Annotated in this window: 11 protein-coding genes; 1 reads left to right on the top strand and 10 read right to left on the bottom strand. The window is 65.4% G+C overall.

Annotation, left to right across the window (positions count from 1 at the left end):
- Positions 1-183: 183 nt before the first annotated feature.
- From ACQ4OD_RS17210 to ACQ4OD_RS17230, 5 genes are all read right to left on the bottom strand, one after another.
- The gene (locus ACQ4OD_RS17210) at positions 184-957 is read right to left on the bottom strand and encodes a TSUP family transporter (RefSeq protein ID WP_102685482.1); all 774 of its coding nucleotides are present in this window, start codon (positions 955-957) and stop codon (positions 184-186) included.
- A 171-nt stretch (positions 958-1,128) separates the two neighbouring features.
- Positions 1,129-2,481 (bottom strand): glutamine synthetase family protein, encoded by a 1,353-nt coding sequence (locus tag ACQ4OD_RS17215; protein WP_430944645.1) that lies wholly within the window; start codon positions 2,479-2,481, stop codon positions 1,129-1,131.
- Positions 2,482-2,491: 10 nt separating this feature from the next.
- Positions 2,492-3,043 carry a helix-turn-helix domain-containing protein gene (locus ACQ4OD_RS17220; protein ID WP_277503436.1) on the bottom strand — a complete coding sequence of 184 codons (552 nt, stop codon included), beginning with the start codon at positions 3,041-3,043 and terminating at the stop codon, positions 2,492-2,494.
- Positions 3,036-4,325, bottom strand: a complete 1,290-nt coding sequence (locus ACQ4OD_RS17225) for an NAD(P)/FAD-dependent oxidoreductase (RefSeq protein WP_139671883.1) — start codon at positions 4,323-4,325, stop codon at positions 3,036-3,038. Before ACQ4OD_RS17225 ends, ACQ4OD_RS17220 begins: the two co-directional genes overlap by 8 nt.
- A 91-nt stretch (positions 4,326-4,416) precedes the next feature.
- The gene (locus tag ACQ4OD_RS17230) at positions 4,417-6,363 is read right to left on the bottom strand and encodes a DNA topoisomerase III (RefSeq protein ID WP_139671880.1); all 1,947 of its coding nucleotides are present in this window, start codon (positions 6,361-6,363) and stop codon (positions 4,417-4,419) included.
- Between the two features lie 237 nt (positions 6,364-6,600).
- Here ACQ4OD_RS17230 and ACQ4OD_RS17235 point away from each other — a divergent pair, with 237 nt between their 5' ends.
- Positions 6,601-8,451 (top strand): polyurethane esterase, encoded by a 1,851-nt coding sequence (locus ACQ4OD_RS17235; protein WP_430944646.1) that lies wholly within the window; start codon positions 6,601-6,603, stop codon positions 8,449-8,451.
- Positions 8,452-8,652: 201 nt separating this feature from the next.
- Here the strand turns inward: ACQ4OD_RS17235 and ACQ4OD_RS17240 are convergent, their stop codons facing one another.
- The 5 genes from ACQ4OD_RS17240 to mnmA form a co-directional block, all read right to left on the bottom strand.
- Entirely contained in the window at positions 8,653-9,087 is a 435-nt protein-coding gene (locus ACQ4OD_RS17240; protein WP_102682656.1) for a GNAT family N-acetyltransferase, read from the bottom strand.
- A complete protein-coding gene (locus ACQ4OD_RS17245; RefSeq protein WP_102682655.1) occupies positions 9,080-10,246 on the bottom strand; it encodes a cupin domain-containing protein in 1,167 nt (388 codons plus the stop codon). The genes ACQ4OD_RS17240 and ACQ4OD_RS17245 overlap by 8 nt, the downstream gene beginning before the upstream one ends.
- 81 nt (positions 10,247-10,327) lie before the next feature.
- Entirely contained in the window at positions 10,328-11,698 is a 1,371-nt protein-coding gene (gene purB, locus ACQ4OD_RS17250; protein WP_046856178.1) for an adenylosuccinate lyase, read from the bottom strand.
- 152 nt (positions 11,699-11,850) lie between these two features.
- Positions 11,851-12,477: a high frequency lysogenization protein HflD gene (gene hflD, locus ACQ4OD_RS17255; protein ID WP_102682654.1), complete on the bottom strand. Its 627-nt coding sequence runs from the start codon at positions 12,475-12,477 to the stop codon at positions 11,851-11,853.
- Positions 12,474-13,598 (bottom strand): tRNA 2-thiouridine(34) synthase MnmA, encoded by a 1,125-nt coding sequence (gene mnmA / locus ACQ4OD_RS17260; protein WP_102682653.1) that lies wholly within the window; start codon positions 13,596-13,598, stop codon positions 12,474-12,476. Before mnmA ends, hflD begins: the two co-directional genes overlap by 4 nt.
- Between the last annotated feature and the right edge of the window lie 50 nt (positions 13,599-13,648).

Genomic DNA, 13,648 nt, shown 5'->3' on the forward strand with positions numbered 1-13,648 from the left:
GAGCGCAGCGCAGGGGCCGTATGAATGGAGCCAGCGGTTTTTGCCTACTTTTGCCCAAGAGCAAAAGTAGGTCGCCGTAAAGGCGAAAAGGTGACTAGATGTCGACATATTTCAAGAATATGTATGCAAAATCAAAACAATCGAGCCAGAGCCAGAGCCAAATCCAGAGCCAAATCCAGATCCCTACCCAAACCAATGCTGCCAAGCCAACCGAACAGTCAACGCCAGCACCACAGTAATAAACACCGGCCGAATGAACTTGCTGCCCCCGCTGATCGCCGTACGCGCCCCGAAAAACGCCCCGACCATCACCGACACCCCCATGCACAACCCAACGATGTAATCCACCTGCCCGGAAATGACAAACACCGTCAGCGCCGCAATGTTGCTGACAAAGTTCATGCTGCGCGCCACACCACTGGCCCGAACCAGGTCGATGGGATAGAGCAGCAACGTGCTCACGGTCCAGAAGGCACCGGTACCCGGCCCGGCAACGCCGTCGTAGAAGCCCAGGGTGAAGCCCTGCGGAAACTGCCACTTCCTTTTGATCGGCGCATCGGCGTCCACCGGCGCCTTCGGTGTACCGCCGAACAGCAGGTAGACGCCACAAGCGAACACGATCACCGGGAGCATCTTGTTCAACCACTCGGCCGGCATGTAGTGAGCCACCACCGCACCGATCAACGCGCCCACCAGGGTGCCGAGAATCGCCAGGCGCCACTGCGCCGGATGGAACAGCTTGCGCCGGTAGTAGGTGATACTGGCCGTGGCCGCGCCGAAGGTCGAGCTGAGCTTGTTGGTGCCCAGCACCAGGTGCGGTGGCATGCCGGCGGTGAGCAGCGCCGGGGTGGTCAGCAGGCCGCCGCCGCCGGCGATGGCATCGATGAAGCCTGCGACGAAGGCGACCAGGGCGAGAATCAGCAGCGTGAGCGGTTCTACGGTGAGTTCGAAAGGCATGAGGGCACGGGCAGGCTGGACGGGAGGGTGCGGCAAAAGGCCGCGCTAGAGGTGGTGCATGGTAATGCCCTGTGGTCGGTGTTACCAGTTTTGGCCTCATCGCCGGCAAGCCGGCTCCCACAGGGATCGCGGTCCATCTGTGGGGCTTGGCAATGATGAGTCCGGTGAAGCTTACAGGAACCAGCGATATTCCCGCGCACTGACCTCATTGAGAAACGCCAGATGGTCCTGGCGCTTGTTCTCGCAATAGACCATCACGAACTCCGCGCCCAATCCCTCGTTGACCGCCGGATGCCCACGCATCGCTGCCACCGCGCCGAGCATGTCCTTGGGAAAATCGATCCCGCTGCCACGGTCCTCGTTCAGCGGCGCAATGGGTTCCTGCGCGGCATCCAGCCCGTGCTCCATGCCGCACAGGATCGCCGCCAGCACCAGGTACGGATTGGCATCCGCCCCGGCCAGCCGGTGCTCGATCCGCAGGTTGCGCGCATCCGACTCGGGGATACGGATACAGGCATCGCGATCCTCGAAGCCCCAGCTGGCGCGGCTGGCGGCGTTGACCATGGCCCCGTAGCGGCGAAACGCATTGTGGTTGGCGGCGAAGATCGGCATGCAATGCGGCAGCAGCGCCAGGCAACCGGCCACGGCGTGGCGCAGCGGCCGCTGGTTATCGGCGGACAACAGGTTGTTGCCCGCCGGGTCGTACAGGCTGACATGCACATGCATGCCGCTGCCCGGCGCGTGCAGATAGGGTTTGCTCATGAATGAGGCGCGCAGCCCGTGCTTGCGCGCCACGCCCTGGGTGCTGCGGCAGAACAGTGCCGCCCAGTCGGCGGCGCGCAGGCCATCGTCGCAATGGCCGAAGTTGATCTCGAACTGGCCGGGACCCAGTTCGGCGGTAATGACGTTGGCGTCCACCCCCTGGATGTTGGCAGTCTCGACCATTTCGCGCAGCACATCGGCAAAGCGCGACAGGCGCTCGATATGCATGTTCGGCTGGTCGTCGGCATCGCCACTGACCGGGTCGCGGGGGAACTGCGGCAAGCCCTCTTTCAACGCTTGGTCGAACAGGTAGAACTCCAGTTCGAACGCCACCACCGGGCGGATGCCTCGACGTTCGAGGCGTTGCAGGACGCGGGCCAGCACCTCGCGGGGTTCGAACTCGATGGGCGCCGCAGTGCCGTCCGAGGTGATCAGCATCTGCCCCAGCGGCTCTCGCTCCCAGGTCACCGGCTTGAGCGTACCGGGGACCAGGCGGCGCGGGGCGTCCGGGTCGCCGTCGTTGAAGCAGTAGTCGCCGATCGGGAACAGCCCGCCCTGCACGCCGAGCAGTACGCAGTTCTGCGGCAGCTTGAGCGGGCTGCCGGCGGCGACTTTTTCCAGCATGTCGATGGGATAGCGCTTGCCGTAGAAATGCCCGGGGATGTCCAGGCTGATCAGGTCGACGTAGCGCACGTCGGGGTGTCGGGTGCGCAAGGCGCGTACTTCGCTGAGCAGATCGGGGAAGCCTGTTGTACTTGTCATTGGCATGCTCTCAACGGAAGACCCAGAGAACCCGGGTCGTTCGGGCGGTCAGGTTGGCGTAGCGGAACTGGCTGTGGGGTGGCAGCTGGAAGCTGTCGTTGGGGATCAGGGTGACGGCGCCGTCCTGGCCTTCGAGCCACAAGGTCAGCTCGCCCTCAAGGACGAAACCCCCTTGTTCCGAGCTGTCGTCCAGATGCCCCTCGCCACTGCTGGCGCCGGGCGCCAGGTGGCTTTCGAGCATGGCGAAGCGGCCACTTAGCGTCGGCGAGACCAGCACGTCGGTGATCCCGGCGGCGTAGTACAGGGTGCGCCGCTCGCCGGGGCGGGTCACCCAGTCGATCTCGCGGGGCGGCACGGCCTGGTAGAAATAGGTGGTAGGCACGTGCAGCGCTTCGCTGATGGCAGTCAGGTCAGCCACCGTGGGCCGCGACAGGCCGCGTTCGACCTGGGAGAGGAAGCCCAGCGAGCGGTTGACCCGAGTTGCCAGCTCGTCAAGGGTCAGGCCGCGGTGCTTGCGCAGGTCGCGCACCTGACGGGCGAGGGCGTGGGTATCGTCAGACATGATCGCGCATCCTGTACCAGGCCTTCGCAGCCGCTTCCAGCGGCGCGGCCAGCAGGTCGCCGCCTGGGAAACGGCCATTGTCGATGGCCTGGTACAGCTTCAGCAGCTCGTCGTCACCGAGGATTGCGTCGCTGACCGCGCGTGCACCAGCCAGGGTCGGCAGTACGCCGTGGCCGGAAAAACCCTGCAGCCAGTAACGTTGGCCTTGGCGACCGATATCCGGCGTGCGCTGGATGCTGCAATCGATGTGGCCGCCCCAGGCATGCTCGATGGCTACCCCTCGCAATTGTGGGAACACCCGCTCCAGGTACGGCCGGGTGGCGCCGGCGACGTCCTTGGGGATACCACCGAGGTACGTGCAGCCACCGCCGAACAGCAGACGGTGGTCGGGGGTGAGGCGGAAATAGTCGGGGACGAACTGGTTGTCGATCACGCAGCTGTTGCGCGGCAGCAGCGAGGCGGCGAAGTCGGCGTCCAGCGGCGCCGTGGCCACCTGGTAGGAGCCCACCGGCAGCAGGCGACGCGAGAGCGCGCGGTCGAGGCGGTCGATGTAGGCGTTGCAGGCGAGCACCATTACGCGGCTGCGCACCTCGCCCTGATCGGTGCGGGCGACGAAGCCGCCGGCGTGTTCCTGGTAATCGATCACCTGGCTCTGCTCGTAGATCCGCCCGCCGTTCGCTTCGATCACGCCGGCCAGGCCCTGGGCCAGCTTCAGCGGGTTGAGGTGGGCGCCATTGGGATCGTACAGCGCGGCCTGGTAGCGGGGGCTGTCGATCCACTCGGGCAGTTCCTCGCGGCCGATCAGGCGCAGGCAGTCGTAGTCGAACTTCTCCTGTGCTTCACGCCGGGCCTCCTCCAGCAGTTTTACGCGGCGCGGCAACACGGCGGTCCACAGGCTTCCCAGGCGATAATCGACGTCGAAGCCATGGCGCTGGGGCAGTTCGTGCAGCTCGCGGGCAGCCCAGCACATGCTGTCCCAGAGGCGCCGGCTGCGCTCCAGGCCCAGGGCTCGCTCCAACGGGGGCATGTCGCACGACCAGCCCGGCAGTGCCTGGCCACCGTTGCGGCCCGAGGCGGCCCAGGCCACCCGGCTGGCTTCCAGCAGGGTGACGCGCTGGCCGGCCAATGCCAGGCGCAAGGCCGTATGCAGGCCGCTGAAGCCGGCACCGACGATCAGGACGTCGGTGTCGTGGGCGCCCTGTAGGGTGGGGCGCAAGGGGATAGTGGCGGGGTAGGTGCGGGCGTAGTAGCTGGCGACGTGCTGGGCGGATTGCTTGAACATGTCGGGGCCTCGTGAAATTTTTTCTGATTATTTTCATGAAAAAATAGCAGAGGATTTTCATGGCGCCAGTCGGGGATGCCCTCGCGAGGCGTTAGGTCGCCGCCTTGCGGCGCGTCTGCCTGGGTTTGCTGGCTGCGGCTTTGCCCTTGGCCGCGCTTTTACGCTTCTTTTTCCATGGCGTCGCAGCCTTGCCCGCCGCCGGCCCGCTGATGGTCAGGCGCATGCCGCTGCAACGTTGCACCAGCTTGCCCATCCACGCCGATTGCCGGGCGACGAACTCCTCCAGGCTCATTTCCCCGCTCTGCACCATGTCCAGCGCCTGTTCCCAGATCGCCGTGGTGCCGGGGTCGGCGATGGCCCGGGGCACGGCGTCGATCAGGCTGAAGGCGGCGGGTGTGGCCGCGAGGGCCTTGCCGTTCTTGACCAGGTAGCCACGGTCGAGCAAGCCCTGGATGATGCTGGCGCGAGTCGCCTCGGTTCCGATGCCGGTGGTTTCCTTGAGCTTCTGCTTGAGCCTGGGGTCGTCCACCAGCTTGGCGACGTTTTTCATCGCCTTGATCAGGTCGCCTTCGGTGAAAGGCTTGGGTGGCTGGGTCCACAGGTCTTTCAGTTGCAGGTCCCGCACGGTGCAGTCCTGGCCTTCGCGCAACGCCGGCAGCACCTGGGCCGGTGGCGCCTCGCGACCCTTGGCCGGAGTCAATGCCTCGGGCAGCGCACGGCGCCAGCCGGGCTCAACAATCTGCTTGCCCACCGCGCGTAGCGCATGGCCGGCACAATCGAACTCGGCCTGGGTGCGGTCGTACTCGTGGTTGGGCAGGAACTGCGCCAGGTAGCGGGCGCGGATCAGGGTATACACCGCCTTGTACTTGGGTGGCAGGCGCGCCGGGTCACTGGCGGCGGCGGTGGGGATGATGCCGTGGTGGGCGCTGACCTTCTGGTCGTTCCACGCCCGCGAACGGCGCTGTGGGTCCAGGTAATCCCGCAGTGGCGCGAGGCTGCTGTCGGCGCGATGCAAGGCTGCGAGTATGGCAGGTGCCTCGCCATGCTGGCTGAGGGGCAGATAACCGCTGTCGCTGCGCGGGTAGGTGATGAGCTTGTGGGTCTCGTACAGGGCTTGGGCGATATCCAGGGTTTCCTGGGCGCCGAGGCCGAGCTTCTTCGAGCACACCTCCTGCAGGGTGCCGAGGTCGAAGGGCAGCGGCGCGGCCTCGCGAACCCGTTCGGTGGCGATCTTCAGCACCCGGGCGCTACCTGCGGCCTGCATGTCGGCCGCGGCTTGTTGCGCCATGTCCTGCTTCAGGCAGCGGCCCTGATCGTCGCAGGCGTCCTCGGGGGCGCGCCACTGGGCGTTGAACACGGCGCCCGCGCTTTCCAGTTGCACGTCGATGGCCCAGAACGGCATGGGCACGAAGTCGGCGATGCTGCGGTCGCGGTCCACCACCAGGCGCAGTGTCGGGGTCTGCACCCGGCCCACTGGCAGTACGCCCTGGTAGCCGGACTGGCGGCCGAGCAGGGTGAACAGGCGGCTCATGTTCATGCCGATCAGCCAGTCGGCCCGCGAGCGGCCCAGGGCAGAATGGTAGAGGCTGAAGGTCTCCTGGCCGGGCAGCAGGCGCCCGAGCGCCTTGCGGATCGAGGCATCGTCCAGCGCCGACAGCCACAGGCGCTGGATCGGCCCGCCGTAACGGCAGTGCTCGACCAGTTCGCGGGCAATCATCTCGCCCTCGCGGTCGGCATCGGTGGCGATCACCAGTTCCCGGGCTTCGCCCAGCAGACGCTTGACTGCCTTGTACTGGCTGGCGGTCTTGGGCTTGACGGTCATCTTCCACTTTTGCGGGATGATCGGCAGGTCTTCGAGGGTCCAGCGTTTGTAGCGCTCGTCGTAGCTGTCCGGCGGGGCGGTCTCCAGCAGGTGGCCGATGCACCAGGTCACGCAGACATCGGTGCCCTGCCAGCAGCCATCGCCGCGGCGCTGGGCGCCGAGGACCTTGGCGATGTCTTTTGCCTGGGAGGGTTTTTCGCAGAGAAAGAGGCGCATGGCCGAAAACGCTTCATCGTGAAAGTTGGCCCCTAGGATGCGCAAGCCAGGGCGCGCAGGCAAGTTTTATCTGTATGCATGTACAGGTTTTTTGCCCGCATCTTTGGCAGGGACGCCATCCCTTCGGGTTGGACGAGGTGGCAAATGCGTGCCAGCTTTGCCTTTCGCCCGTCAGTCGTGTCACCGGACGATGTCGCTGGGGTGTCCTTCCTACAAGAACAACAGGGATGTAAACCAATGCCCGTATTCGATTACCGACAGCTCGACAGCACTGCCTCCTCTGCGCTTTACAAGGACGCCATGGCGCTGGCCACCTACGCCTACCATGGCATCGACGATGGCTTCGGCGCCGGCTACCAGAAGTACGGCTTCGGTCTAGGTCTGCCGGCCACGCTGGTCAAGGCACTGATCGGCGGTACCGACAGCCAGGGTGTGATCCCCGGCATCCCCTGGAACCCGGACGCCGAAGCCAGGGCCCTGGCCCAGGTGAAGGCCGCCGGCTGGTCGCCGATCAGCGCCGCGCAACTGGGCTACCAGGGCAAGGCCGACGCCCGCGGCACCTTCCATGGCGAAGCGCAGGGTTACACCTCGGCGCAGGTGGAGATCCTCGGCCGCTACGACAGCGCAGGCCAGCTCACCGGCATCGGCATCGGCTTCCGTGGTACCAGCGGGCCGCGTGAGAACCTGCTGGGCGACACCATCGGTGACGCCATCAACGACCTGCTGGCGGCGATCGGCCCGGCCGGCTATGCCCGTGATTACGCCGGTAACGCATTCGGGCAACTGCTCGCCGATGTGGCGGCCTTTGCCAAGGCCAATGGCCTGAGCGGCGCGGACATCACCGTCAGCGGCCACAGCCTTGGTGGCCTGGCGGTCAACAGCCTGGCCGACCTGAGCGGTTCGCGCTGGGGCGGTTTCTACCAGGATGCACGCTACGTCGCCTTCGCCTCACCGACCCAGGCTGCCGACGCCAACAAGGTGCTCAATATCGGCTACGAGAACGACCCGGTGTTCCGCGCGCTCGATGGCACCTCGGCGACCTGGGGCACCCTGGGCGTGCACGACGGCGCCAAGGCCTCGGCCACCAACAACATCGTCAACTTCAATGACCACTACGCGTCCGACGCCTGGAACCTGCTGCCGTTCTCAATCGGCAACATCGCCACCTGGCTGTCGCACCTGCCGACGGCCTACACCGATGGCCTTGGGCGTGTGCTGGATTCGTCCTTCTATCAGTGGACCAGCCGCGACTCGACCATCCTGGTCAGCAACCTGTCGGACGTGACCCGTGGCTCGACCTGGGTCGAGGACCTCAACCGCAATGCGGAGCCGCACAAGGGCAGCACGTTCATTATCGGCTCGGACAAGGACGACCTGATCCATGGCGGGCGCGGCAACGACTACCTCGAAGGCCGTGCCGGCAACGATACCTTCCGTGATGACGGCGGTTTCAACCTGATCGACGGTGGCGCCGGCCATGACACCCTGAAGCTGCAGGATGCCTTGGCCAACCTGAGCATCGCCCGGGATGGCGAAGGCACGCTGTACGTGCGCGACGCCGAGGGCGGCATCAGCCTGGTGCGCAATGTCGAAAACCTGGTGAGCAAGGAGTCGAGCCTGCTGATCTTCAGCAAGGAAGTCAGTCACGGGGTGGCGGTGCAGGGGCTGTTCGAAAGCGGCAAGATCGCCCCCTACGCGTCCTCGCTCAACGGCACTCAGGCAGGCGACCAGCTGGTGGCGGGCAACCAGGGGCAGTGGCTGTTCGGTCTGGGCGGTGACGACCGGCTGCAGGGTGGCGCCGGCAATGACGTGCTGGTCGGTGGCACGGGCAACGATGTGCTGATGGGCGGCGGGGGGCGCGACACCTTCCTGTTCAGCGGCCATTTCGGCCAGGACCGGGTGCTGGACTTCTCCGGCCAGGATCGACTGGTGTTCATTGGCGTGGACGGCGGCACCGCCGCGCCGGACTGGCGTGCCCATGCCAGCCAGGTGGGGGATGACCTGGTGCTGAAGTTCGGCGGGGACAGCGTGACGCTGGTGGGGATTGCGGGGCAGGGCGTTGGGGATGGGCAGATCGTGATTGCCTGATCCTGGGGCTGCTGTTCGTCGGCACGACAAGCTGGCTCCCTCAGGCAAAGCGCTGTTCGTGGGAGCAATTGTCTTGTGCTGTTTGTAAGGGCCTCATCGCTGGCAAGCCAGCTCCCACAGGGACGGCGCTTGGCTTGAGAGCGGCGCGGTCGGTGTGGGAGCCGGCTTGCCGGCGATGGCTGGCGCTAGCCGGCCCGTTGCTCAGGCGATCTCGCGCGAATCCCGAACCATGTCCACATGCGGGATGCCGGCCTCGAGGAATTCCTCGCTGACCACGCGGAACCCCAGACGCTCGTAGAACGGCGTTGCATGCACCTGGGCGCTGAGCATCTGCTGGCTGAGGTCACGGTTCTGCGCCTCGATGATCACCGCACGCATGAGCGCATCGCCCACGTGCAAGCCACGCCAGTCCTTGAGCACCGAAACCCGGCCGATGGTGCCGTCGGGCAGCAGGCGGGCGGTACCGATCGGGTAGTCGCCCTCCATGGCCAGGAAGTGCACGGCGGTTGGGTCTTCGGCGTCGAACTCCAGCTCTGGCGGCACGTGCTGCTCGGCAACGAACACGGCGCTGCGGATGCGGTGGATGTCGGCATTGTCCTTGTACCAGTCGGCCAGTCGAACACTGATCTTATTCATCGGCAAATCCCAGGCTGCCTTGCATGACCAGCTGTTGTACCAGCATCAGGCCGTCTTCGTCCTGCAGCCACTGCCCCAGGTTTTCGCTGTGCAGGGCGTCGGCGGAGCAGATCAGCTTCAGCAGTTCGCGCAGTTTGCCTGGCAGCGGGCAGCTGCGACCGCTGGCGAACAGCAGCAGGTCGTCACCGAACTCCGACCAGGCCAGGCGTGCACTCGGGTTGCGAATCAGGATGGCGCCCTGGCCGAGATAGTCGAGCAGCTCCTGTTCGCTGAGCTCTTCGCCCACCACCTGCTCAGGATAGCGAGGCTCGGTCATGAACTGGCCGAACCAGGTCAGCAGCAGGTCCTTGTCGGACATATGCTTGTCGATCAGCGCCTTGAGGCGGTCGAGGGCATCGTGCTGGATCTGGTGCGGGTCGCTGACCGGCTGGGCATCGGCATCGCTGTAGCGCTCTTCATCCGGCAGGAACTGGCCGAGGAAGTCGGTGAAGTGGGTCAGCACTTCGGCGGCGCTCGGGGCGCGGAAACCGACCGAGTAAGTCAGGCACTCACTCTCGGCGACGCCGTAGTGGGCCAGGCGCGGCGGCAGGTAGAGCATGTCGCCGGGTTCGAGGGTCCACTCGTCGCTCTGCTCGAAATCAGCGAGGATGCGCAGGTCTGCGTGGTCGATCAGCGCGCTGTCGCTGTTGCACATCTGCCCGACTTTCCAGTTGCGCGTGCCGTCGCCTTGCAGCAGGAACACATCGTAGTTGTCGAAGTGCGGGCCGACGCTGCCGCCGGGCGCGGCATAGCTGATCATCACGTCGTCGATGCGCCAGCTCGGCAGGAAGCGGAACTCTTCCAGCAGCTCGGCCACTTCCGGCACGAATTGGTCCACGGCCTGCACCAACAGGGTCCAGTCACGCTCGGGCAGGTCGCTGAAAGCGTCCTCGGCGAACGGGCCGCGGCGCAGCTCCCACGGGCGCTCGCCGTGCTCGAGCACCAGACGCGACTCGACTTCTTCTTCCAGGGCCAGGCCGGCCAGCTCGTCGGCGTCGATGGGGCTGACGAAGTCAGGGAAGGCCTGACGTACCAGCAGCGGCTTCTTCTGCCAGTAGTCGCGCAGGAATTCACGGGCCGTGAGGCCGCCCAGCAGTTGCAGTGGAGTATCAGAATTCATGTTCAACCTATTGAAAAAACGTAATTTTCGTACGGGAATAAAAACGCCCGGCCAGGCCGGGCGTTGCACGCGACGGTCAGCTTAGATGCGTTTGGCCTGGGCCACCGCGTTGCCGATGTAGGTCGCCGGGGTCAGCTGCTTGAGCTCGGCCTTGGCTTCGGCCGGCATGTCCAGGCCGTCGATGAAGGTCAGCAGCGCGTCAGGGGTGATGCCCTTGCCACGGGTCAGCTCCTTGAGCTTCTCGTAGGGGTTCTCGATATTGAAGCGGCGCATCACGGTCTGGATCGGCTCGGCCAGGACTTCCCAGCAGGCGTCCAGGTCAGCGGCGATACGGGCTTCGTTGACTTCCAGCTTGCCGATGCCCTTGAGGCTGGCCTCGTAGGCGATGACGCTGTGGGCGAAGCCCACGCCCAGGTTGCGCAGCACGGTAGAGTCGGTCAGGTCACGCTGCCAGCGCGAGATCGGCAGCTTGCTGGCCAGGTGCTGGAACAGCGCATTGGCGATACCCAGGTTGCCTTCGGAGTTCTCGAAGTCGATCGGGTTGACCTTGTGCGGCATGGTCGAGGAGCCGATTTCGCCGGCAACGGTCTTCTGCTTGAAGTAGCCCAGCGAGATGTAGCCCCAGACGTCGCGGTCGAAGTCGATGAGGATGGTGTTGAAGCGGGCGATGGCGTCGAACAGCTCGGCAATGTAGTCGTGCGGCTCGATCTGGGTGGTGTAGGGGTTGAACACCAGGCCCAGCTCGTCTTCGATGAAGGCGCGGGCGTTGGCTTCCCAGTCGATCTGCGAGTAGGCCGACAGGTGGGCGTTGTAGTTGCCCACGGCGCCGTTGATCTTGCCCAGCAGCGGCACGGCGGCCACTTGCGCGATCTGGCGCTCCAGGCGGTAGACGACGTTGGCCAGTTCCTTGCCCAGGGTGGTCGGCGAGGCTGGCTGGCCATGGGTGCGCGAGAGCATCGGCACGGCGGCGTGGGTGTGGGCCAGGGTGCGGATCGCTTCGGCGATCTGACGCATCAGCGGCAGCAGCACTTCGTCACGGCCGGCGCGCAGCATCAGGGCGTGGGACAGGTTGTTGATGTCCTCGCTGGTGCAGGCGAAGTGGATGAACTCGCTGACCTTGGCCAACTCAGGCAACTGCGCGGCCTGCTCCTTGAGCAGGTACTCGATGGCCTTGACGTCGTGGTTGGTGGTGCGCTCGATTTCCTTGACGCGTTCGGCGTGCTCGAGCTTGAAGTCGGTGGCCAGGCTGTCCAGCACGGCGTTGGCTTCGGCGGAGAACGCCGGCACTTCGCCGATCTGCGGGTGGGCGGCCAGGCGCTGCAGCCAGCGCACTTCGACCAGGGCGCGGAAACGGATCAGGCCGAATTCGCTGAAAATGGGGCGCAGGGCCTGGGTTTTGCCGGCATAACGGCCGTCTACAGGGGAAACCGCAGTGAGCGAGGAGAGCTGCATGGGGTGTTCTCGGACAGTCAGGCTTTTGGAAGGGCGCATATCATACATGAAAAACGCGCCCGGGTCGGGTGGCTGACCAAAGGTCGGGCCATTTCGAAGCGTGTGGTGGCTGGCGCGGGAGCGGCGGCGCACCGACGCTCCCGCGGTTCATTTCAATCGGCGGTACGCATCATGCCGTACAGCTCGTTGAGCAGCTTGCGCCGGCTGAACACCAGCTGCCAGCGATGTCCGCCCAGCTGGCGCCACAGGCGTGCGGCGCGGATGCCGGCCAGCAGCAGGGCACGGATCTTCGAGGCGTTGCTGGCCTGCTGCAGGAAGCGCATGTCGCCGTGCACCTGGATACGTTGGCGCAGGGTGCTCAGGGTGTCCTGGTACAAGGCGCCGCTGGAGGCGATGACGTTTTCATGAACCAGGCCGAAATGCTCGGCCTGGGACTGGATCTGCGGCAGGCGGTTGCCGATTGTGTCGAGCAGGTCGCCACGCTTGTTCAGTTGGCGCTCAAGGCCCAGCATCGACAGGGCGTAGCGCAGCGGCTCGCGTTGCAGGCTGCTGGGGTCGCGCTCCAGGGCGCCGACCAGTGCCCGGTAACCGTCGCGCAGGTTGAGGTCGTCGCCGCCGAACACTTCCAGGGTGTCCTTGGGGTCGACCACCAGCAGGCTGCCGAGCATGCAGCCGATATTGGCTTCGCTGGCCTGGCCGGTGCGGGCGATACGGTCCACCAACACGGCGGCCTGGAACACGCCGCCCAGGGCAATCAGTTGCTCCTGGAGGTTGTTCATGGGCGCGGGCTCCATGGCTCGGCGATTTCGATCACGCCGCCGCCCAGGCATACCTCGCCGTCGTAGAACACCACCGACTGGCCCGGGGTGACAGCGCGCTGCGGCTCGTCGAACACTGCGCGGTAGCCGCTGGCGGTCTGCTCCAGCGTGCACTGCTGGTCGCCCTGGCGGTAGCGCACCTTGGCGGTGAGCTTGCGCGGGCTGGACAGGTCGATCGGGTTTACCCAGAAAATTTCCGAGGCCAGCAGGGCGCGGGAGAACAGCCACGGATGCTCGTTGCCCTGGCCGACCACCAGCACATTGCGCGTGAGGTCTTTTTCCAGCACGTACCACGGCTCGTCGCTGGCGTCCTTCAGGCCGCCGATGCCCAGGCCCTGGCGCTGGCCGATGGTGTGGTACATCAGGCCGTGGTGCTGGCCGATCACTTCACCCTCGGTGGTCTGGATCTCGCCCGGCTGGGCCGGCAGGTACTGCTTGAGGAAGTCGCTGAAACGGCGCTCGCCGATGAAGCAGATACCGGTGGAGTCCTTCTTCTTGGCCGTGGCCAGGCCGTGTTTCTCGGCGATGGCGCGTACCTCGGGTTTCTCCAGTTCGCCTACCGGGAACAGGGTGCGGGCGATTTCCTTGCCGCCGACGGCGTGCAGGAAGTAGCTCTGGTCCTTGTTCGGGTCCAGGCCCTTGAGCAGCTCGGTCAGCTCGCCAGTGTCGCGGCGGCGCACATAGTGGCCGGTGGCGATCAGGTCGGCGCCCAGGGATAGGGCGTAGTCGAGGAAGGCCTTGAACTTGATTTCGCGGTTGCAGAGGATGTCCGGGTTCGGCGTGCGGCCGGCTTTGTACTCCTCGAGGAAGTGCTCGAACACGTTGTCCCAGTACTCGGCGGCGAAGTTGGCGGTGTGCAGCTTGATGCCGATGCGGTCGCACACGGCCTGGGCGTCGGCCAGGTCTTCGCGGGCGGTGCAGTATTCGGTGCCGTCGTCCTCTTCCCAGTTCTTCATGAACAGACCTTCCACCTGGTAGCCCTGCTCCATGAGCAGAAGGGCGGAGACGGAAGAGTCCACGCCGCCGGACATGCCGACGATGACGCGGGTCTTGGCGGGGTCTTTGAGTGCTGGGCTGGTCATGGCTACCGATGTGTATCAGAGGGGAAAAACGCCGATTCTATCAAACCGGC

The organism is Pseudomonas sp. WC1 (genome assembly GCF_050586565.1).
Lineage (GTDB): Bacteria > Pseudomonadota > Gammaproteobacteria > Pseudomonadales > Pseudomonadaceae > Aquipseudomonas.